This window comes from Nocardioides cavernae (genome assembly GCF_016907475.1).
In the GTDB taxonomy this organism is placed as follows: domain Bacteria; phylum Actinomycetota; class Actinomycetes; order Propionibacteriales; family Nocardioidaceae; genus Nocardioides; species Nocardioides cavernae.
The window spans coordinates 2,209,372-2,229,122 of record NZ_JAFBCA010000001.1; the positions used below are offsets into that span (position 1 = coordinate 2,209,372).

Below are 19,751 nucleotides of genomic sequence, written 5' to 3' on the forward strand. Positions count from 1 at the left end.
GTTCGCCTGCACCGGAATAGAAGCGGACCGCAGTCCGTTTCGACGTTCATGACCAACCAGAAGCAGACCCGTGTCGCTGTCCTCCTCGGTTCCACCCGCGACGGCAGCCTCAACCGTCGGATCGCCGAGCACCTCCGCGACCACGCCCCCGCCGGTGTGACCGTCGACGTCCTCGAGGGCCTCGACGCCGTCCCGTTCTACAACGAGGAGCGCGACGGCGAGACCGCTCCCGCCAGCGCCACCGCGCTGCGCGAGTCCGTGGCGGCAGCCGACCGCGTCCTCGCCGTGACGCCGGAGTACAACGGCACGATGCCGGCCGTGCTCAACAACGCCATCGACTGGCTGTCGCGGCCCTACGGCCAGGGCGCCATCGTCGGCAAGCCCTTCGCGGCCATCGGCGCCACCCCCACGCCGTACGGCGGCAAGTGGTCGCACGAGCACGCCCGCCACTCCGCCACCATCGCCGGGGCCGTCGTCGTCGAGGGCATCGTCGTCGACGAGCCCGCTCTCGAGGGTGACCCGCTGGCCAACGAGGAGGCCGTGCAGCGCTTCCTCGGCGCTCTCGACGCCCTCGTCGCGCACGAGGTCGAGGTCGCGGCCTGATCCACCCCGACCTTGCACCCGAGTCTCCCGCTTGTCGGCTCAGATCTCGGGTGCAAAGCGTGGGAGTCACCGGATATCCGGGGACTCCAGCGCCCGGCCTCCCCGCCGGTAGGTTCGAGGTGTGTCCGTCCACGACCTGACCGCACTCGAGCAGGGTGATGCCGTACGCCGCGGCGAGATGTCGCCGCTCGAGCTGGTCGAGCACTACGCCGGCCGCGCCGACGAGGTGGGCGCGTTCATCACGCCGACCCACGAGCTGGCGCGTGACCACGCCCGCCGGCTCACCGAAGCGGGACGCCCCGCGGACGCAGGTCCGCTCTGGGGCGTCCCGACGGGGATCAAGGACCTCCACCCGACGGCCGGGGTCCGGACCACCTTCGGCTCCGCGGCGTACGACGACTTCGTGCCCGACGCCTCCGACGACCTCGTCCTGAGCGTCGAGGCCTCGGGGATGCCGAGCCTGGGCAAGACGAGCACGCCCGAGTTCGGCTCGCCCTGCTACACCGAGCCCGACGTCGCCCCTCCGGCGGTCACGCCGTGGGACACCACCCGCACCGCCGGCGGCTCGTCCGGCGGGGCGGCCGCGGCCGTCGCCGCCGGCCTGCTGCCCGTCGCGCCCGGCTCCGACGGCGGCGGCTCGATCCGGATCCCGGCGTCGTGCTGCGGCCTCGTCGGGCTCAAGCCCACGCGCGGACGGATCAGCGGCGCGCCCCGCTACGGCGACCCGGTCGGGCTCGCGACCGCCGGCACCCTGGCCCGCAGCGTGCGCGACGCCGCTGCCCTGCTCGACGTGCTCGCCGGGCGGCGCGTCGGCGACCCGTTCTGGGCGCCCGAGCCGTCGGGCAGCTTCCTCGACGCCTGCGACCGCGAGCCGGGCAGGCTGCGGGTTGCGCGCTTCGTCACGCCCGTCATCACGGACGTCGACGTCCACCCGTCGGCGGTGACCGCCTGGGACGACGCGTCGCGGCTGCTCGAGGGCCTCGGCCACGACGTCGAGGACGTGCCCGTGCCGATCCCGCGCGAGGCGGTCGCGGACTTCGAGACCTGCTGGGCGGTGCTGACCGCGCTCTCGCCCGCGCCTCCGGGTCGGGAGGACCGGCTCCGTCCGCTGACCCGCTGGCTCGGCGGCCTCGGCCACGCCGTCAGCGGACCGGAGTTCGGGCTCGCCATCGGGCGGCTCCGGCAGCACGCCGCGGCGGCCCTCGCCGCGCTGGCGCCGTACGACGTCGTCCTCACGCCGACCCTCGCGAGCCCGCCGGTCGAGGTCGGCGCGCTGCGCGACGACGCCGACCCGGCGCGCGACTTCGCCGCCCAGAAGGCGTTCACGCCCTGGACGAGCGCGTGGAACGTCACCGGCATGCCGGCGGTGTCGCTGCCGCTCCACTGGACCGACGACGGTCTCCCGGTCGGCGTGATGGTCGCGGCGCGACCCGCCGAGGAGGAACAGCTCCTGTCGCTCGCTGCGCAGGTCGAGCAGGCGTACGTCGACCGCGGGGCGGCGTGGGTGGACAACCGGCCGCCCGGCTGGTGAGGTGGCCCGATGGGTGAGCTCACGCCCTACTTGTGCGTCGCCGACGCCCGCGGGGCGATCGACTGGTACGTCGACGTGCTGGGCGCCGAGGTGGTCCTCGACCCGATCGTGATGGACGACGGCCGCATCGGCCACGTCGAGCTCGCGGTGGACGGTGGCCGCTGGATGATGTCGGCGGAGTTCGGGTCGGCCGGTGTCGCCGCCCCGGACCCCTCGCGCGGTGCCGCCGTCTCGCTGCACCTCGAGGTCGCCGACGTCGACACCCTCTGCGAGCGGGTCGTGGCGGCCGGCGTGACACTCGACCGCGAACCTGAGGACAGCCCGCCCGCCGGTCGGGTGGCGGTGTTCCGGGACCCCTTCGGGCACCGGTGGTTCCTCAACGGGCCGCTCTAGTCGTCGCCGATCCCGCGCGCGTGGAGCGCGTCTCCCGTGTCGTGCGCCCGGGCGACGACGCGGACCACGAACGGGATGAGGCGCGCCCGCGGCGACCGCTCGAGCCCGCGGGCGACGGCCGCGTCGCGCGACTCCTCGGCGAGCCCGATGGTCGTCGGGATCGCCCGCAGCATCAGCGAGAACGCCAGCGCCACCGCCTCGGGATCCACGCCGACGCGGCGCAGCGGACGCAGCCCGCGGGCGACCGCGTCCATCACCTCGTCGACCGGAGTCGTGACGGTCATCGTGGTGGCGAGCAGGATGAGGGCGACCAGGTCGCCGACGACCTCGACCGCGCGCGGCCAGCCGTTCTGCCAGACGGTCCAGGCGCCGAGGATCGCCGCGGTCAACAGCAGCCAGCGCATCGCGCGCAGGGTGAAGCCCAGGCGCGCGCCCGACCACACCACCAGACCGGCGGCCACGAGGACGAATGCCACGGCCGATGCGGGGCCGTGGACCAGGACCACGACGAGGCTGGCAGCCATCAGGCCGAGCAGCTTCGCGCCGGCGGGCAGCCGGTGCAGCCACGTCGTACCGGGCTGGTGCAGGCCCAGGAGCTGGGCGCTCATCCGGGGTCCCCGCGGAGGTGTGGGATGGAGGAGCGAAGTGGGGGAAGCCCACAGCTTCGTGGGGTGGTCATGCGGTCGCCCGGTAGTGCCCGATGACGTCGGCGGGGGACCCGTCGCGCTCCACCCTGCCGTCGCGGACCAGGAGCACCCGGTCGCAGCGCTCGGCCAGGTCGAGGTCGTGCGTCACTACGACGAGCTGCTGCTCCAGGCCGAGCAGCAGCTCACCGATGCGGCGGCTGTTGCCGAGGTCGAGCAGCGTCGTCGGCTCGTCGGCCACCAGGATCGACGGCCCCGTGGCGAGCACTCCCGCCAGCGCGAGCAGCTGCCCCTCGCCCCCGGACAGCCCGTGCACGCTGCGGTCGCCGAAGCCGGCGAGCCCGAAGTCGGCCAGGACCCGCTCGGCGACCGCGAGCCTCTCGGCCTTGTCGCGGTGCGTGCGCCGCAGCGACAGGGCGACGTCCTCACGGGCGGTCGGCATGACGAGCTGGGCCGTGGGGTCGGTGAACACGAAGCCGACCCGGCGGCGTACCTCCCGGCCCTCACGCGCCACGTCGAGGCCGTCGACCACGACCCGGCCGGTGGTGGCCGGGACGAGACCGTTGAGGAGCCGGGCGAGGGTGGACTTGCCGGAGCCGTTGGGGCCGACGAGCGCGACCCGTCGCTCGGTCAGCTCGAGCGAGGTCTCGTGGAGGATGCGGCGCTCGCCGTCCTGGGTCGGGACCGAGACGGTGACCTGCTCGAGACGGATCCCGCTCACGCGGTGGGCGTGCCCTCGGGCTGTTCCTGCCCGGCGGGCGCCGGCGCCGCGCGGTCGAGCATGCCGGGGAAGGCGCGGTGCACCGCGGTCGCGACGAGCGCCATGGCGACGTTCTTGAGGACGTCGCCGAGCCAGAAGATCTTGTCGATGTCCCAGGCCTGGGCCCACGTCAGGTCGGCGCGCAGGACGAGGCCGGCCATGCCGAGGGTGTGGATGCACAGCGCCGAGCTGAACAGGCCGGCGCAGAAGATCGCGACCGGGCTGACGAGCGAGCGGCGGGGGAGCCGCTCGACGATCGCTCCGCAGAGTCCGGCCGCCAGGGGGAAGCCGATGAGGTAGCCGGCCGTCGGGCCGGTGAGGACGGCGAGACCGGCGGCACCGCCGGAGAAGATCGGCAGCCCGGCGGCGCCCGCGACGACGTAGAGCAGGACCGCGAGGAAGCCGCGTCGCATGCCGAGCACCGCACCCGAGAGCAGGACCGCGAAGGTCTGCAGGGTGATCGGCACGGGACCGGCGACCTTGATGGCCGGCAGCAGCGCGCACACCGCGACGAGGGCGGCGAAGGCGGCGATCAGGGCGACGTCGGTGCCGGGGTTGCGGCGAGTGCTCATGGGGGTGTTTCCTCTACCTGAACGGTGATCAGTTGAACGGCGTTCAGGTTAGGGTCGCGAGGGCGTCGCGTCAACAGTGGGGCAGACGTCGGGTCGTGTCGGAGAGGGAAGGGGTACGTCGTGCCGCACCGTCGCGCGGACGTGCTCGCCCACGCCGTCACCCTGCTCGACACGCACGGCCTCTCGGCGCTGACGATGCGCCGGCTCGGGGCCGAGCTCGGGGTCCAGCCGAGCGCGATCTACCACCACTTCCCGAGCAAGCAGGCCCTGCTGGCGGCGGTCGCCGACGAGATCCTCGCCCGCGGTGCGCGACCTCGTACGGCGTCGGAGTGGCCCGACCGGTTGCGCGAGGTGTGCTCGGAGCTCCGCCACGCGATGCTCGCCTGCACCGACGGCGCCGACGTCGTCGCGACGGTGTGGGCCTTCGGCCTCGGTGCCGCGGCGCCGGTGGCGGAGATGGAGAAGGTCCTCGCCGACGCCGACGTCCCCGACGAGCTGGTCGCCGTGGCGTCGCGCACCCTGGTCCACTACGTCTTCGGCCACGCCTTCGAGGAGCAGACCGCCCGCCAGGCCGTGGGCCTCGGTGCCGTCGAGCGCTCGCTGGACTCGCTGCCCGACTTCGACCTGGGCCTCGACCTCGTCATCGACGGCCTGCGGGCGCGGCTCGCCGACCCCGATACCTCGGCGCGCTCGGGTATCTAGGGACGTTCTGGTTGGTCAGATGGCCCGATCGCCTACCAGATCGTCCCTAGATACACCGGGTCAGGGGGCGGTCGGATGTCTAGGCCGAGGTGTCGACGTCCGCGCCCTGCAGCTCCGCGAGCAGCACGGCGCCGGCGAGGTCGAGCCGGGTCCGCCTGAGCTCGGCGGCCAACAGGTCGACGGCGTCGAGGCTCGCGCCCCGCAGGTCGGTGCGGTCGAGCTTGGCCTGCCGCAGCACGGCGTGGTCGAGGCGGGCGCGGGCCAGCGTGGTCAGGGTGAGGTCCGACATCGACAGGTCGGCCTCGCGCAGGTCGACGCCGGTGAGGTCGAGGCGCGAGAGGTTGGTGGCACGGATCGTGACGCCGAGCCAGGACCCGCCCACGACCGTGAGGGGGCGCAGGGTGCACTCGGCGAAGACCGACCCGACGAGCTTGCAGCCGTCGAGCGTCGCGTCGAAGAACGAGGTGCGACGGAAGTCGCACCCGACGAAGGCCGTCGCGTGGTGCACCGAGGCGTTGAAGCGACCGCCGTGGAAGGTGCACCGCTCGAAGGTGGCGCCGGACGTCCTGGTCTCCGACAGGTCGACGTCGGTGAAGGTGCAGTCGACGAAGCGTGCGGCGCCGAGGTCGTCGCCGTACCAGTCGTCGCCGCGGAAGTGCCTGCCGTTCGCTACCTGGGCCTCGGTCACGGCGCCCACGGTAGTCGTGCCACCGGAGAGGGCGGGACGGATAGGGTCGTCCCCGTGATCGCGTCCCACCAGCACCGCTTCATCTTCCTCAAGACCCGCAAGACGGCGGGCACGAGCGTGGAGATCGCGTTGTCGAAGGTGTGCGGCCCCGACGACGTCATCACCGAGATCAGCCCCGAGGACGAGAAGCTGCGGCAGGCCGCGGGCGGTCGTGCTCCGCAGAACTTCGAGGCGCCGCCGCAGCCCCGCAAGGCCTACAACCACATGGGCGCCAAGGCGACGCGGGACCTCGTCGGGGCCGATGTGTTCGCCGACTACTTCACCTTCGCGATCGAGCGGAACCCGTGGGACGCCGTCGTGTCCCTCTACTACTGGAAGTACAAGGACCGGCCCGAGCTGCCCGACTTCGAGACCTACGTCCAGGAGATCTGGATCGAGCAGCTCGCCAACAACCGCCGGCTCTACCGCATCCGCGGCAAGATGGCGCTCGACCGGGTGCTGCGCTACGAGAGCCTCGACGACGAGCTCCGCGAGGTCTGGGAGCACCTCGGGCTGCCGGGCGAGCCCGACCTCCCGCGTGCCAAGGGCAACGCGCGCCCGGCCGGCCACTACCGCGAGCTCTACACCCCCGCGTCCAAGGATCGGGTCGCGACGGTGTTCGCCGACACGATCGACGCCTTCGGATACGAGTTCTGATGGCCTCGACCCGGCCGGCCTGGCTCACGGCGACCGTGGCGGTCTGGATCGGGACCGCGCTGCTGTTCGCCCTGGCCTTCCCGGTCGCGGTGGCGCTGGACTCCGTCCTCGACCGCGTCAAGCCGATGTACGACGACCGCGCCGAGATGCTGTGGCTGCAGAGCCAGAACGTGCAGGTGACGGGGCAGTCCGTCCCCGTCGAGCTGTCGCCCGGCGAGTCGGTGGAGGTGGCCGGCGAGACCTTCACGGCGTCCCCGGGAGTGACCGTCGAGGTGCGTGCGGACGAGCCCAGGCTGCCCTGCGTCCGCGTGCACGACGAGCACGGCGACGTCTCGGAGTGGGCCTGCCTCGACCCCGACAGCCCGCCGGTCGACCCCGATCCCGCCGAACCCGAACCCGTCAGCTAGGCCCGGCTCCTGCGGCGACCGGGTCGGCCGCTCGGTGCCCGCCGGTCTCGGGTGCAGCGTCCAGCAGCCGCTCGCACTCGGCGACGAGCCGGGCCCGCAGCGGAGCACCGCGCTCGGCGAACCCGCGCTGCGCCTCGACGTACGCCGCCTTGCCCTCCGTCGTCTCGATCCGCACCGGCTCGAAGCCGAGGTCGGCGAGGTCGTAGGGCGCCGCGCGCATGTCGAGCACCCGGATGTCACGGGCGAGCTCGAAGCAGTCGGCCACCAGCTCGCTGGGAACCATCGGCGTGAGCCGGAAGGCGTGCTTGTAGAGGTCCATGCCCGCGTGCAGGCAACCGGGCTGCTCGAACGCCGGCCGGTCGTCGCGCCCCGGCTGGAGGGTGTTGAGCGGGCGGGCGGTGGGGGTGAAGAAGCGGAAGGCGTCGAAGTGCGAGCAGGCGATCCGGTGCGACTCGACAACAGCGTCGGTGCCCTCGGCGCCGAGACGGAGGGGCCACTCGTGCCGAGTCCCGTGCTCCGCCGAGCGGTGCACCATCGCCCACTCGTGCAGGCCGAAGCAGCCGAGCTGCGGCGGGCGGGCGGCCGTCGCCGTCAGCAGCGAGTGGAGCTGGGTGAGCAGCGGGCGCTGCGAGGCGACGTACGCCTCCGCCACCCGGGTCGAGTGCGCGGCTCCGTGGCGACCACTACCGCGAGCGCACTCGACCAGCTCGTAGCCCTTGAGGCCCGCGTGCTCCTCCGCGCCCTCGAGCCCGACCCCGAAACCGGGGTGCCAGCGGCGCAGCTGCGCGGGACGCTGGGAGTAGTAGGTGAAGAGGAAGTCGTGGACCGGGTGCTTCACCTGGTCGGCGCGACGGGCGAGGTGCGGCCGGACGAAGTCGTCGACGCGCGCGGCGTGGGCCTCGGCGAGGGGACGCCACTCGGAGGTCGACAGCACGCGCACCGCGCCAAGGCTAGTGCGGGGGAGCGACCCGGGCCGCTTCGACGGCACTCGACGTGGGGCTCGTGCCTGGTGGACACTGCCGAGATGGACCGCACCGCCGGCCTTGACCGGGCGCACGCTCACGCCCTCGGGTGGCTCGACTCCCTCGCGGCCCGACCGGTCCCTCCGGCCATGACGGCCGAGGAGATGCTGGACCGGCTCGACCGGCACCTGCAGGACGGCCCGACGGATCCCGTCGCGGTGGTCGACGAGCTGGCCGAGGCGTGCGAGCCCGGGCTGACCGCGATGCCGGGGGGACGGTTCTTCGGCTTCGTCATCGGCGGCACCCACCCGGCAGCGTTGGCCGTGGACTGGCTGGTCAGCGCGTGGGACCAGAACTCCGGCCTCCGGCTCCTGACCCCCGCCCACTCCGCGGTCGAGGACGTGACGGAGGCCTGGGTGGTCGACCTGCTCGGCCTCCCGGCGGGCAGCGCCGTCGGCTTCGTCACCGGCGGCACCATGGCCAACTTCACCTGCCTCGCCGCCGGTCGCGACGAGGTGCTGCGCCGGGCCGGCTGGGACGTCGCCGAGCGCGGGCTGGTGGGCTCGCCGGGCGTACGCGTCCTGGTGGGGGCCGAGCGCCACGACACCATCGACCTCAGCCTGCGCTACCTCGGCCTCGGCGCCCCCGAGCCCGTGGCCGTCGACGACCAGGGCCGCATCGAGCCGGCCGCGCTGGCGGCGGCCCTCGACGCCGGCGACGGCCGCCCCACGGTGGTCTGCCTGCAGGCCGGCAACGTCCACTCCGGGGCCTTCGACCCGTTCGACGCGACCATCGCCGCCGCGCACGACGCGGGCGCGTGGGTGCACGTCGACGGTGCGTTCGGGCTGTTCGCCGGCGCCTCGCCGCGTCGGCGGCACCTCATGGCGGGCGCCGACCGCGCCGACTCCTGGGCGACCGACGCCCACAAGACCCTCAACGTGCCGTACGACTGCGGACTGGCGATCGTGCGCGACCGGGCGGCACTGCGGGCCGCGATGGGCATGCACGGCGACTACCTCATCCACGACGTCGCCGGCGAGCCGTTCGACAAGGTCCCGGAGATCAGCCGCCGCGGCCGTGCCTTCCCCGTGTGGGCCGTGCTCCGTGCGCTGGGACGCGACGGCGTCGCGGACCTGGTGGACGGCTTCTGCGACCACGCGGCGGCGTTCGCGGAGGGGATCACCGCGATCGAGGGCGCCCAGGTGCTCAACGACGTCGACTTCACGCAGGTGTGCGCCTCCTTCGGCGACGACGACCGCACCCGGGCCGTGGTCGAGGCGATGCTCAGCGAGGGGACGGCCTGGACGACCGGGTCGCGCTGGCACGGCCAGGCCGTGCTGCGGGTCAGCGTGAGCAACTGGTCGACGACCGTCGACGACGTCGCCACGAGCCTCGCCGCGCTGCACCGCGCCGCCGGCCACTGACGGCGTCCGCCCGACGGGGGCGGACTCCCGACGTCGTCCCGGCTCCGCACGGTTGGATAGCCTCGTTGCATGCGCATCTGTCGGTTCAGCACGGGCGAGGAGCCCCGGTTCGGCGTCGTCACCGGTGAGGTCGACGAGTTCGGCCAGCCGGCCGACGACTCGGTGGTGGTGGCCCTCGCGGGCGACCCGCTCTACGTCGGCATCAAGCTGCTCGAGGAGGAGCACCGGCTCAGCGACGTACGACTCCTCGCGCCGATCATCCCGCGCAGCAAGGTCGTCGGCATCGGCCGCAACTACGCCGCCCACGCCGCCGAGCTGGGCAACGACCTGCCGACCGAGCCGCTGATGTTCCTCAAGCCCAACACCTCGGTGGTGGGCCCGGGCGACCCGATCTTCTACCCGTCGCAGACCAGCAACCTCCACTTCGAGGGCGAGCTGGCCGTGGTGATCGGTCGGATCTGCCGCGACGTGCCCGCCGAGCAGGCGACCGACGTGATCTTCGGCTACACCATCGCCAACGACGTGACCGCCCGCGACCTGCAACGCTCCGACGTGCAGTTCACCCGCGCCAAGGGGTTCGACTCGTTCTGCCCGGTCGGCCCGTGGATCGAGACCGACCTCGACCCGCAGGACTTCAACAACGGCCGCCAGGTGCAGACGTTCCTCAACGGCGACGTCGTCCAGGACGGCTCGACCGCCGACATGATCTTCGACGTCCCGACCCTCGTCGCGCACGTGTCGTCCGTGATGACGCTGCTGCCCGGCGACCTGATCCTCACCGGCACCCCCGAGGGTGTCGGGCCGATGGAGGTGGGCGACGAGGTGGAGATCTCGATCGCCGGCATCGGTTCCCTGACCAACCCCGTCGCCCAGAGAGCGTGAGCACCAGCATGAGCACCCCCGTACGCGTCCGCATGGCCCCGTCCCCGACGGGGTCGCCCCACGTCGGCCTCGCCCGCACGGCCCTCTACAACTGGGCGTTCGCGCGCCACCACGGCGGCACCTTCGTCTTCCGCATCGAGGACACCGACAAGGCACGCAACACCGAGGAGTCCTACGACTCGCTCATCGACCTCATGCAGTGGCTCGGCCTCAGCTGGGACGAGGGCGTCGTCGTCGGCGGTGCCCACGGTCCCTACCGCCAGTCCGAGCGCACCGAGATCTACGCCGACGTGCTCACCCGGCTGCGCGAGTCGTCGTACACCTACGACTGCTTCTGCACGAACGACGAGGTCGAGGCCCGTCGCAAGGCGAGCGGCTCCAAGGTGATGGGCTACGACGGCTTCTGCCGCGAGCTCAGCGACGCGCAGCGGGCCGCGTTCGAGGCCGAGGGTCGCACCTCGATCGTCCGCTTCCGGATGCCCGACGGGTCGATCACGTGGAACGACCTGGTCCGCGGCGACATCACCTTCGAGACCGAGTTCGTCCCCGACTTCGCGCTCTGCCGCGCCAACGGCGACCCGCTCTACACCCTCACCGCACCGGTCGACGACGCCACGATGGAGATCACCCACGTGCTGCGCGGCGAGGACCTGCTCTCCAGCACGCCTCGTCAGGTCGCCCTCTTCGACGCGCTCAAGGAGCTCGGCGTCGCGAAGGAGACGCCCGCGTTCGGCCACCTGCCCTACGTCATGGGGGAGGGCAACAAGAAGCTGTCCAAGCGCGACCCGCAGGCCCACATGGCGCTCTACCGTGAGCAGGGCTTCCTGCCGGAGGGGCTGCTCAACTACCTCGCCCTCCTCGGCTGGGCGATCGCCGCGGACCGCGACGTCTTCTCCCTGGACGAGATGGTCGAGAAGTTCGACATCAAGGACGTCAACCCCAACCCGGCGCGCTTCGACCTCAAGAAGGCCGAGGCCATCAACGCCTCCCACATGCGACTGCTGTCCATCGACGAGATCACCCACCGCGTGCTGCCCTTCCTCAAGGAGGCAGGCGTCGTGGGCGACCCGGTGACCGACCCCGACGCCCAGATGCTCGAGCTGGCGATGCCGTTGGTGGCCGAGCGGATCAACAAGCTCACCGAGGCCGCGCCGATGCTCGGCTTCCTGTTCGTCGACGAGGCCGACTTCGAGCGCGACCCCGCCGACGTCGCCAAGCTGCTCGACGACACGGGCCGCGGCGTCGTCCAGGCGTCGTACGACGCCCTCTCGGGGCTGCACGAGTGGTCGACCGCCGCCATCGAGGAGGCGCTGCGCGTGGCGCTGATCGAGGGAATGGAGCTCAAGCCCCGGGTGGCCTTCGGCCCGGTGCGCGTCGCCGTGACCGGCAAGCGGATCAGTCCGCCGCTGTTCGAGTCGCTGGAGCTGCTGGGCCGCGAGCGCAGCCTCGCGCGCCTGCAGTCGGCCCTGGCCTGACGCCGTGCCCGCACCGCTCGCGCCCGACTTCCGGCCGCAGTACCACCAGCTCCACCGGGTCGGGCGGCCCGGTTGGTGGCGCTCGGTCGTGGGCGTCGTGCTGCTCCTCGTCCTGGTCTTCGCCGTCGTGCCGCTCGTCGCCGGCGGCGTTGCCTTCGTGATGCTGCTCGCCACGGGCAGCAGCACGAGCGAGGCCTCGGCCGTCCTCGACGTGACGGCGGAGGCGACGCCCGCCGGGCTCGCCCTGCTCAACGTGATCATCGCCGCGGCGATCCCGCTGACCTTCCTGGTCACGTGGTGGCTGCACCGGCTCAAGCCGCGCTGGGTCTCCTCGGTGGCGCCCCGCCTGCGGTGGGGCTACCTCTTCGTCTGCCTGGGCCTGTCGGTGGTGGCGCTCCTCGCCTCGCTCGGCGTGGCGATGCTGCTGCCGGTGCAGTCCGGCGACATGCCGGCGGGCACGGTCAACGACTTCACCTCGCAGACACGCGACTTCATCCTCGTCATCCTGCTCCTGACGCCGCTCCAGGCCGCCGGGGAGGAGTACCTGTTCCGCGGCTACCTCACCCAGGCCTTCGGGTCGCTCGTGTGGGCCAAGCAGGCGTCGCAGGCGCTGGCCGTGCTGGGACCGGCGCTGATCTTCGCGCTCTTCCACGGCCTGTCGCAGGACTGGCCGGTCTTCTTCGACCGCTTCGCCTTCGGTGTCGTCGCCGGGATCCTCGTCATCCGCACCGGGGGCCTGGAGGCCCCCATCGCGATGCATGTGCTCAACAACTTCCTGGCCTTCGGTCTCGCGCTCACCTTCGGCGACCTGACCACGGCGCTCAACGCGGAGGGGGGCAGCAGCTGGTGGACGATCCTCTCGACGATGACGCAGTCCCTGGTCTACCTGGGCCTCGCGACGTGGGTGGCGCGGGCGATGGGCCTCGTCACCGCCGGACCGCCCGTCGGGGGAGCGCTGCCGCCCGCCGGCGGGGACCCCGTTTTGGCCGTGCCGCCACCCCGCGTGTAACGTTCGGGATCGGTTCCGCGAGGAATCGCGTGGTGGTCAGGACGATCGCAGGTCGGTCGAACTGATACCCCCATGGGGTATGGTGTAATTGGCAACACGGCTGGTTCTGGTCCAGTTGTTCTAGGTTCGAGTCCTAGTACCCCAGCGGATCCGCCCCAGCAGGGGCCGGATTTGGTGCGGCACTCCAACTTCGGTAGAGTTTCGCTCCGCTGCTCCAGGGCAGCAACATGCAAGCCCCCGTCGTCTAGCGGCCTAGGACGTCGCCCTCTCACGGCGGTAACGCCGGTTCAAATCCGGTCGGGGGTACCAACGCATGGAAGGGCCCGGTCCTCGGACCGGGCCCTTCGTCGTCGTCGGGCACTGCGCGTGGTGGGCTAGCATCCGCGCCCATGACTGACGGGCCCCGGCTGGTTGCCGGCATCGACTCCTCCACCCAGTCCTGCAAGGTGGTCGTCCGCGACGCCGGGACAGGCGCGCTCGTGCGGCAGGGCCGCGCCGTCCACCCGGACGGCACGGAGGTGCACCCGGACCACTGGTGGGCCGCGCTGCAGGAGGCGATCGCCGAGGCGGGAGGCCTGGACGACGTGGCTGCTGTCAGCGTCGGCGGCCAGCAGCACGGCATGGTCTGCCTCGACGAGGACGGCACCGTCGTACGCCCCGCGCTGCTGTGGAACGACACCCGCTCGGCCGGCGCTGCCCGCGACCTCGTCGACGAGCTCGGAGGTCCCGAGGAGGGCGGTCGCGCCTGGGCCGAGGCGGTCGGTGTGGTGCCGGTCGCGTCCTTCACCGTGACCAAGCTGCGCTGGCTCGCCGAGCACGAGCCCGAGCACGCCCGTCGTACGGCCGCGGTGTGCCTGCCGCACGACTGGCTCACCTGGAGGCTGTCCGGGAGCACCGACCTGCACGACCTGACGACGGACCGCAGTGACGCCAGCGGCACGGGCTACTGGTCGGCCGCGACAGGGGCCTACCGCACCGACCTGCTCGAGCGTGCCTTCGGCGCCGTGCCGCACCTGCCGCGCGTCGTGGCGCCCGGCGAGGTGGCGGCGACGGTGAACGGCACCGCCGTGGGTGCGGGCGCCGGTGACAACGCGGCCGCCGCTCTGGGACTGGGCGCAGGGGAGGGCGACGTGGTCGTCTCGATCGGGACCTCCGGCGTCGTCACGGCCGTCACCAGCAAGCCCGCCGTCGACCCCACCGGCTCGGTCGCGGGCTTCGCCGACGCCACGGGGTTGTTCCTCCCGCTCGTCGCGACCCTCAACGGGGCGCGGGTCCTCGACGCCGCGGCCCGCCTCCTCGACGTCGACCACGAGACGCTGTCGCACCTCGCGCTCGAGGCCCCCGCCGGCGCCGGCGGACTGGTGCTGGTGCCCTACCTCGAGGGGGAGCGCACTCCCAACCTGCCCGACGCCACCGGCTCGCTGCACGGCCTCACCCTCGCCACCGCCACCCGGCCGGCGCTCGCCCGTGCCAGCGTCGAGGGGTTGGTGTGCAGCCTCGCGGACGGTCTCGACGCCGTCGTCGCCACCGGGGTCACCCCCGCGCGCGTCCTGCTGGTCGGGGGCGCGGCCGCATCCGAGGCGGTGCGCACGGTCGCCGCGGAGGTGCTCGGCGTACCGGTCGACGTGCCGCCGCCGGGGGAGTACGTCGCCGACGGTGCCGCACGCCAGGCGGCCTGGGCGCTGTCGGGCTCGGACGCGCCGCCGGAGTGGGTCCGGGAGGGGACCCGGCGCTACGCCACGGACCCCGTGCCGAGCGTGCGCGCGCGCTACGCCGAGGGGCGATCGCGGCACCTGGACAAGACCACCTGAACTTTCTTCGTGCGACCCTTGACGTGACGGCCATCACCCATTTAGTTTGGCGGTCCGTCAAACTAATGGGTGACCGAGGTCACACGCAGGATCGAGGACGCCGATGTCGCAGGTGCGGGATGGCTGGTCGACGACCGGCACCGGCGGTGCCGACCAGGGCACCGTCCGCCGCGCGAACCTGTCGCTCGTCCTCCGCAGCCTCCGCGAGGACGGCGCCCGGTCCCGGGCCCGACTCGCCGCCGACCTCGGTCTCAACAAGGCCACCGTCTCCAGCCTCGTCACCGAGCTGCGCGAGCGCGGCCTGGTCCGCGAGGGCAGCGCCGAGCGTGGCGCCGTCGGGCGTCCCGGCACGATCGTCGAGATCGACGGTGCCGGGGCCTACGGCCTCGGTGCCGAGATCAACGTCCACCACGTCTCGACCCGTGCGGTCGACCTGGCGGGCGCCGTCGTCAGCGAGCGGCGTACGTCGGTGGACACCCGCGGCCTCGAGCCCGACGAGGTGGTCGACCGGCTGGTGGAGCTGGTCCAAGGCACCCTCGCCGACCTGGCCGCGCTGGGCGCGGCCCCGGTCGCGGCGGTCGTGGGAGTGGCGGGCCTGGTCGACCACGACCGCGGCACCGTCTCGGTCGCGGCCAACCTCGGGTGGCAGGACGTCGCGCTGGCCAGCCTGCTGCGCGCCAGGCTCGGCGACCCCGGATACCTCCTCGAGGTGGACAACGAGGCCAACCTCGCCGCCGTCGCCGAGGCCGTCCCCGGCGACCCCGAGCGCCGCGACATCCTCGTCATCCACGGCGAGGTCGGCATCGGTGGCGGCATCGTCGCCGACGGCCGGCCGCTCGCCGGGCGGCGCGGCTACGCCGGCGAGTTCGGCCACATGGTCGTCGACCGCGACGGCAACCGGTGCGGCTGCGGTCGCACGGGGTGCTGGGAGACCGTCATCGGCCTCAGCCACCTCATCGAGCTGGCCGCTGCGGGCGAGGACGACCTGCTGCGTTCGCCCCTCATCGACCTCGAGGGCAAGGTCGAGGAGATCACCCGCCGTGCCGCCGCGGGCGACGAGCGGACCTTGGCCGCGCTGAGCGAGGTCGGCCGCTGGGTGGGCATCGGCGCCGCGATCCTCACCAACGTGCTCAACCCCGGGATGATCGTGCTCTCGGGCTACCTCGGCGAGATCGGTGAGCGGATCCGCCCCGAGGTCGAGTCCGAGCTCGTCGCCGGGGTGCTCGCCCCCGACGCAGGCGGCACGCGCATCGCGCTCTCGAGCCTCGGCTTCTCGGCAGCGGTGCACGGTGCCGCCGCCGTCGCCATCGACCACGTCTACGACGACCCCACGCTCGTGCCCCGGGCGGTCCCCACGCTGGAGGTGATGTCATGAACGACGCCCCGCTGCTCACCATGCGCGGCATCGTCAAGCGGTTCCCCGGAGTGCTCGCGCTCGGAGGAGTCGAGCTCGAGGTGCGCGCAGGGGAGGTGCACTGCCTGCTCGGCCAGAACGGCGCCGGCAAGTCGACGCTGATCAAGATCCTGTCCGCGAGCTACCAGCCCGACGAGGGCGAGATCCTGTGGGAGGGCGAGCCGGTCGCGCTGTCGACGCCCCAGACCGCGATGGACCTCGGCATCTCCACGATCTACCAGGAGCTCGACCTCGTCCCCGACCTCAGCGTCGCCGAGAACATCTTCCTGGGCCACGAGCTCAGCACCGCCGGTTTCAGCCACCGCGGGGAGACGATCCGTCGGACGCGCGAGCTGTTCGCCCGGCTCGGGCACTCCGAGATCCAGCCCACCCGCTCGGTCGGCCGGCTCTCGCCCGCCGCACAGCAGATCGTCAGCATGGCGCGCGCCCTCTCCCACGACACCCGGCTGCTCATCCTCGACGAGCCGTCCGCCGTGCTCGACCAGGGCGAGGTCAACAACCTGTTCCGCGTCATCCGCGACCTCACCGCCGAAGGCGTGGCCGTCGTCTACATCTCGCACCGGCTCGAGGAGATCCGCCAGATCGGCGACCGGATCACCGTCCTCAAGGACGGCAGCACCGTCGCCACCGGTCTCGCCGTCGACCAGACGCCGACGAGCGAGCTGATCAAGCTGATGACGGGCCGGTCCATCGAGTACGTCTTCCCGCCCCGCGGCGAGGTCGTCGCGCCGACCGGCGACCCGATCCTCGAGGTCACCGGCCTCGAGCTGCCGGGCGTCTTCACCGGCGTCGACCTGAGCGTGCGGGCGGGGGAGATCGTCGGTCTCGCCGGGCTCGTCGGTGCCGGACGCTCGGAGATCCTCGAGACCCTCTACGGCGCTCGGCGGCCGTCGGCGGGCACCGTGCGGGTCTCCGGCAAGGATCTGCGTCGCGGCTCCGTGCCCGCCGCGGTCAAGGCCGGCGTCGGGCTCGCTCCCGAGGAGCGCAAGAGCCAGGGCCTCCTGCTCGACCAGGCCATCTACAGCAACATCACCGTGTCCACGCTGGGGCGCTTCAGCCGGTTCGGGCTGCTCGACAGCCGCGCCGAGCGCAAGCGCTCCGCCGAGATCGCGGAGTCCCTCGACGTCCGCCCGGCGGGGGTGGACCGCCTCGTGCGCCTCCTGTCGGGCGGCAACCAGCAGAAGGTCGTCCTCGCCCGGTGGCTGCTCCGCGAGTGCCGGGTGCTGCTCCTGGACGAGCCGACCCGAGGGGTGGACGTCGGCGCTCGCGCCGAGATCTACGCCCTCGTCCGCTCGCTGGCCGACTCCGGCGTCGCCGTCGTGGTCGTGTCGAGCGAGGTTGAGGAGGTGCTCGGGCTCGCGGACCGGGTTCTCGTGGTCCGTGAGGGCCGTGTCGTGCACGAAGGTCCCGCGGGTGAGATCGACGAGTCCCGCGTCCTGGACCTGGTCATGGAAGGAAAGGTCGCATGAGCGAGCAGAGCACGAGCCGAGACGGGGGAGCGGTCGAGAACACCGTCACCCCCTCGACGGACACGGTCACGGTGGAGCGCGCCGCCGCAGAGTCGGGACGAGGAGGCGGCGGAGGACTGATGAGCGGCCCGTTCGGGCGCAACCTCGGCCTCGTCGTCGCGCTCCTGCTGATCTGTGCGGCCGGCATCATCACCGCGGGCGACCGGTTCGCCAGCATCGACAACACCCTCACGATCCTGCGCTTCGCCTCCACCATCGGCGTGGTCAGCATCGGCATGACGTTCGTCATCACCGGTGGCGGCATCGACCTGTCCGTGGGGGCGATCCTGGCCCTCTGCTCGGTCTGGGCGACCACCTTCGCCACCCAGACGATGGCGGCGGACACGCACTGGGTGATCATGGTGTTCGTCGCCCTGGCCGTCGGCTCCGCCTGCGGGGTCGTCAACGGCATCCTCATCGCCTACGGCAAGGTCGTCCCGTTCATCACGACGCTGGCGATGCTCGCCGCCGCCCGCGGTCTCGCCGAGATCATCTCCGAGCGGCGTACGCAGATCGTGACCGTCGACGGCTTCAAGGACTTCTTCTCCGCCGACGTGCTCGGCGTGCCGTTCCTGGTCATCATCTTCGCGGTCGTCTCGATCGCCGGCTGGATCCTCTTCAACCGCACGACGTTCGGCCGGCGCACGCTGGCTGTGGGTGGCAACCCCGAGGCCGCACGCCTGGCCGGCATCAACGTCAACCGCCACACCGTGATGCTCTACGTGCTCGTCGGGTTCTGCTGCGGGCTCGCCGCCCTGATGCTGGTGAGCCGCACGACGACCGGCAGCTCGACGCACGGCACCCTGCTGGAGCTCGACGTCATCGCGGCCGTCGTCATCGGCGGCACCCTGCTCACCGGAGGGCGCGGGACCATCGTCGGCACCGTCCTCGGCGTGCTCATCTTCGCCACCCTGGGCAACGTGTTCACCCTCAACAACCAGGACACCTCGACCCAGGCTGTCGCCAAGGGCCTGATCATCGTCGTCGCCGTGCTGCTCCAGCAGCGCCTGGCCCGCAACGCGACGTCGACCTAGCGAACGCCCGTCCCCACCAGCTCGGACCACCGCACCACCATGCCGGCACCCCCGGGGCGCCGGCCGCACCGCAACCATCGAGATGAACAAGGAGCACGACACATGCGACTGCGCACCCCCCTTCGACGGCACCAGAGCCGCCGCTACACCGGCCTCGTGGTCGGCGCGGTCGCCGTCCTCTCCCTGGCCGCCTGCACCGGCAGCGCCGAGGACGCTGCCGACGACGAGAACAGCGGCTCCGACTCCGCGCCGGCCGCTGCGGCCGGCAGCAACGACGAGGAGGGCGACCAGGTCACGATCGGCTTCTCGGCGCCCGCCGCCGACCACGGCTGGATGGCCGCCATCACCAACAACGTCCGCGACCTCGCGGAGGAGTACCCCGACATCGACCTCCAGGTCGCGGAGGGCACCAACGACGTCAACCTGCAGATCAGCCAGGTCGAGACCTTCATCAACGACAAGGTCGACGCCATCGTCCTGCTGCCCTTCGACGGCGCCGCCATGACGCCCGTCGCGATCAAGGCGATGGAGGCCGGGATCCCGGTCATCAACGTCGACCGCGAGTTCGACGACCCCAACGCCGCCCGCGTCACCGTCCTCGGTGACAACTACGGCATGGGCGTCTCGGCCGGCCAGTACGTCTGCGAGCAGGCCGGTGGCGACAAGGACGCCATCGTCGCCGAGATCGCCGGCATCGACTCGCTGCCGCTGACCCAGGACCGCAGCCAGGGCTTCGAGGACGCGCTGTCCGAGTGCGGCCTCGACGTCGACGCCCGCCAGGCGGCGGAGTTCACCGTCGAGAGCGGTGAGGAGGTCGCGGCGAACCTGCTCCAGGCCGAGCCGAAGATCGACTTCCTCTGGAACCACGACGACGACCAGGGTGTCGGCGTCCTCGCCGCCATCGAGAACGCCGGCCGTGACGAGTTCACCATGATCGGCGGCGCCGGCTCGGCCAACGCCATGCGGGCGATCCAGGACGACAACAGCGTGCTCAAGGCGACGGTCATCTACCCCTCCACCCAGGGCGCCGACGGCGTCAAGCTCGCCCGCCTGCTGGTGCAGGGCAAGGCGATGAGCGACCTCGTCGAGGTCGAGGTGCCCCGCACCGTCCAGCTCTACGCCCCGGTCGTCACGTCCGACAACGTCGACCAGTTCATCGACTCGGCCTTCGAGTCCTGATCGGTCCGCGGCGGCTCCCCACCCGGGAGCCGCCGCGGCACCACCGCCCCGATGGGG

At 72.4% G+C, this 19,751-nt stretch carries 20 protein-coding genes and 2 tRNA genes; 17 read left to right on the forward strand and 5 right to left on the reverse strand.

The features are described 5' to 3' along the window. Positions 1 to 48 precede the first annotated feature (48 nt). The 3 genes from JOD65_RS10310 to JOD65_RS10320 all read left to right on the forward strand — a co-directional run bounded on the left by JOD65_RS10310 (position 49) and on the right by JOD65_RS10320 (position 2,527). Positions 49 to 603, forward strand: coding sequence for an NAD(P)H-dependent oxidoreductase (locus JOD65_RS10310; protein ID WP_191196629.1), 555 nt, complete (start codon positions 49 to 51; stop codon positions 601 to 603). A gap of 121 nt (positions 604 to 724) precedes the next feature. Further along, complete coding sequence (locus JOD65_RS10315; protein ID WP_307821073.1) at positions 725 to 2,134, forward strand: amidase; 1,410 nt, start codon at positions 725 to 727, stop codon at positions 2,132 to 2,134. Between the two features lie 9 nt (positions 2,135 to 2,143). Next, a complete protein-coding gene (locus JOD65_RS10320; protein WP_191196630.1) occupies positions 2,144 to 2,527 on the forward strand; it encodes a VOC family protein in 384 nt (127 codons plus the stop codon). Here the strand turns inward: JOD65_RS10320 and JOD65_RS10325 are convergent. From JOD65_RS10325 to JOD65_RS10335, 3 genes are all read right to left on the reverse strand, one after another. Further along, a complete protein-coding gene (locus tag JOD65_RS10325) occupies positions 2,524 to 3,135 on the reverse strand; it encodes an energy-coupling factor transporter transmembrane component T family protein (protein ID WP_191196631.1) in 612 nt (203 codons plus the stop codon). The two genes, JOD65_RS10320 and JOD65_RS10325, sit on opposite strands and share 4 nt — an antisense overlap. Before the next feature lie 67 nt (positions 3,136 to 3,202). After that, on the reverse strand, positions 3,203 to 3,892 hold the full coding sequence (locus JOD65_RS10330; protein ID WP_191196632.1) for an energy-coupling factor ABC transporter ATP-binding protein: 690 nt from the start codon (positions 3,890 to 3,892) through the stop codon (positions 3,203 to 3,205). Next, the gene (locus JOD65_RS10335) at positions 3,889 to 4,503 is read right to left on the reverse strand and encodes a biotin transporter BioY (protein ID WP_191196633.1); all 615 of its coding nucleotides are present in this window, start codon (positions 4,501 to 4,503) and stop codon (positions 3,889 to 3,891) included. Before JOD65_RS10335 ends, JOD65_RS10330 begins: the two co-directional genes overlap by 4 nt. A gap of 120 nt (positions 4,504 to 4,623) precedes the next feature. Between JOD65_RS10335 and JOD65_RS10340 the strand changes: the two genes are divergently transcribed. Continuing rightward, positions 4,624 to 5,205 (forward strand): TetR/AcrR family transcriptional regulator, encoded by a 582-nt coding sequence (locus JOD65_RS10340; protein ID WP_191196634.1) that lies wholly within the window; start codon positions 4,624 to 4,626, stop codon positions 5,203 to 5,205. Positions 5,206 to 5,284: 79 nt separating this feature from the next. Here the strand turns inward: JOD65_RS10340 and JOD65_RS10345 are convergent, their stop codons facing one another. Beyond that, on the reverse strand, positions 5,285 to 5,893 hold the full coding sequence (locus tag JOD65_RS10345; RefSeq protein ID WP_191196635.1) for a pentapeptide repeat-containing protein: 609 nt from the start codon (positions 5,891 to 5,893) through the stop codon (positions 5,285 to 5,287). A gap of 54 nt (positions 5,894 to 5,947) precedes the next feature. Between JOD65_RS10345 and JOD65_RS10350 the strand changes: the two genes are divergently transcribed. Both JOD65_RS10350 and JOD65_RS10355 read left to right on the forward strand, forming a co-directional pair. Next, on the forward strand, positions 5,948 to 6,589 hold the full coding sequence (locus JOD65_RS10350) for a sulfotransferase family protein (protein ID WP_191196636.1): 642 nt from the start codon (positions 5,948 to 5,950) through the stop codon (positions 6,587 to 6,589). Continuing rightward, positions 6,589 to 6,996, forward strand: coding sequence for a hypothetical protein (locus JOD65_RS10355; protein WP_191196637.1), 408 nt, complete (start codon positions 6,589 to 6,591; stop codon positions 6,994 to 6,996). Before JOD65_RS10350 ends, JOD65_RS10355 begins: the two co-directional genes overlap by 1 nt. Here JOD65_RS10355 and JOD65_RS10360 read toward each other — a convergent pair. Then, positions 6,989 to 7,936, reverse strand: coding sequence for a 3-methyladenine DNA glycosylase (locus JOD65_RS10360; RefSeq protein WP_191196638.1), 948 nt, complete (start codon positions 7,934 to 7,936; stop codon positions 6,989 to 6,991). The genes JOD65_RS10355 and JOD65_RS10360 overlap by 8 nt on opposite strands. Before the next feature lie 84 nt (positions 7,937 to 8,020). Between JOD65_RS10360 and JOD65_RS10365 the strand changes: the two genes are divergently transcribed. The 11 genes from JOD65_RS10365 to JOD65_RS10415 all read left to right on the forward strand — a co-directional run bounded on the left by JOD65_RS10365 (position 8,021) and on the right by JOD65_RS10415 (position 19,694). Then, positions 8,021 to 9,382, forward strand: coding sequence for a pyridoxal phosphate-dependent decarboxylase family protein (locus tag JOD65_RS10365; RefSeq protein WP_191196639.1), 1,362 nt, complete (start codon positions 8,021 to 8,023; stop codon positions 9,380 to 9,382). A gap of 69 nt (positions 9,383 to 9,451) precedes the next feature. Continuing rightward, complete coding sequence (locus tag JOD65_RS10370; RefSeq protein WP_191196640.1) at positions 9,452 to 10,264, forward strand: fumarylacetoacetate hydrolase family protein; 813 nt, start codon at positions 9,452 to 9,454, stop codon at positions 10,262 to 10,264. 8 nt (positions 10,265 to 10,272) lie between these two features. Next, the gene (gene gltX, locus JOD65_RS10375) at positions 10,273 to 11,739 is read left to right on the forward strand and encodes a glutamate--tRNA ligase (RefSeq protein WP_191196641.1); all 1,467 of its coding nucleotides are present in this window, start codon (positions 10,273 to 10,275) and stop codon (positions 11,737 to 11,739) included. Between the two features lie 4 nt (positions 11,740 to 11,743). Further along, positions 11,744 to 12,748 carry a CPBP family intramembrane glutamic endopeptidase gene (locus JOD65_RS23990; protein ID WP_191196642.1) on the forward strand — a complete coding sequence of 335 codons (1,005 nt, stop codon included), beginning with the start codon at positions 11,744 to 11,746 and terminating at the stop codon, positions 12,746 to 12,748. A 73-nt stretch (positions 12,749 to 12,821) separates the two neighbouring features. After that, positions 12,822 to 12,893, forward strand: a tRNA-Gln gene (locus JOD65_RS10385). An 88-nt stretch (positions 12,894 to 12,981) separates the two neighbouring features. Beyond that, positions 12,982 to 13,057, forward strand: a tRNA-Glu gene (locus tag JOD65_RS10390). Positions 13,058 to 13,137: 80 nt separating this feature from the next. Then, the gene (gene xylB, locus JOD65_RS10395) at positions 13,138 to 14,559 is read left to right on the forward strand and encodes a xylulokinase (RefSeq protein WP_191196643.1); all 1,422 of its coding nucleotides are present in this window, start codon (positions 13,138 to 13,140) and stop codon (positions 14,557 to 14,559) included. A gap of 103 nt (positions 14,560 to 14,662) precedes the next feature. Further along, the gene (locus tag JOD65_RS10400) at positions 14,663 to 15,934 is read left to right on the forward strand and encodes an ROK family protein (RefSeq protein ID WP_191196644.1); all 1,272 of its coding nucleotides are present in this window, start codon (positions 14,663 to 14,665) and stop codon (positions 15,932 to 15,934) included. After that, the gene (locus tag JOD65_RS10405; RefSeq protein WP_204811098.1) at positions 15,931 to 17,442 is read left to right on the forward strand and encodes a sugar ABC transporter ATP-binding protein; all 1,512 of its coding nucleotides are present in this window, start codon (positions 15,931 to 15,933) and stop codon (positions 17,440 to 17,442) included. The genes JOD65_RS10400 and JOD65_RS10405 overlap by 4 nt, the downstream gene beginning before the upstream one ends. Then, positions 17,439 to 18,515, forward strand: a complete 1,077-nt coding sequence (locus JOD65_RS10410) for an ABC transporter permease (RefSeq protein ID WP_191196645.1) — start codon at positions 17,439 to 17,441, stop codon at positions 18,513 to 18,515. Before JOD65_RS10405 ends, JOD65_RS10410 begins: the two co-directional genes overlap by 4 nt. Before the next feature lie 102 nt (positions 18,516 to 18,617). After that, a complete protein-coding gene (locus JOD65_RS10415) occupies positions 18,618 to 19,694 on the forward strand; it encodes a substrate-binding domain-containing protein (RefSeq protein ID WP_191196646.1) in 1,077 nt (358 codons plus the stop codon). Positions 19,695 to 19,751: the final 57 nt, after the last annotated feature.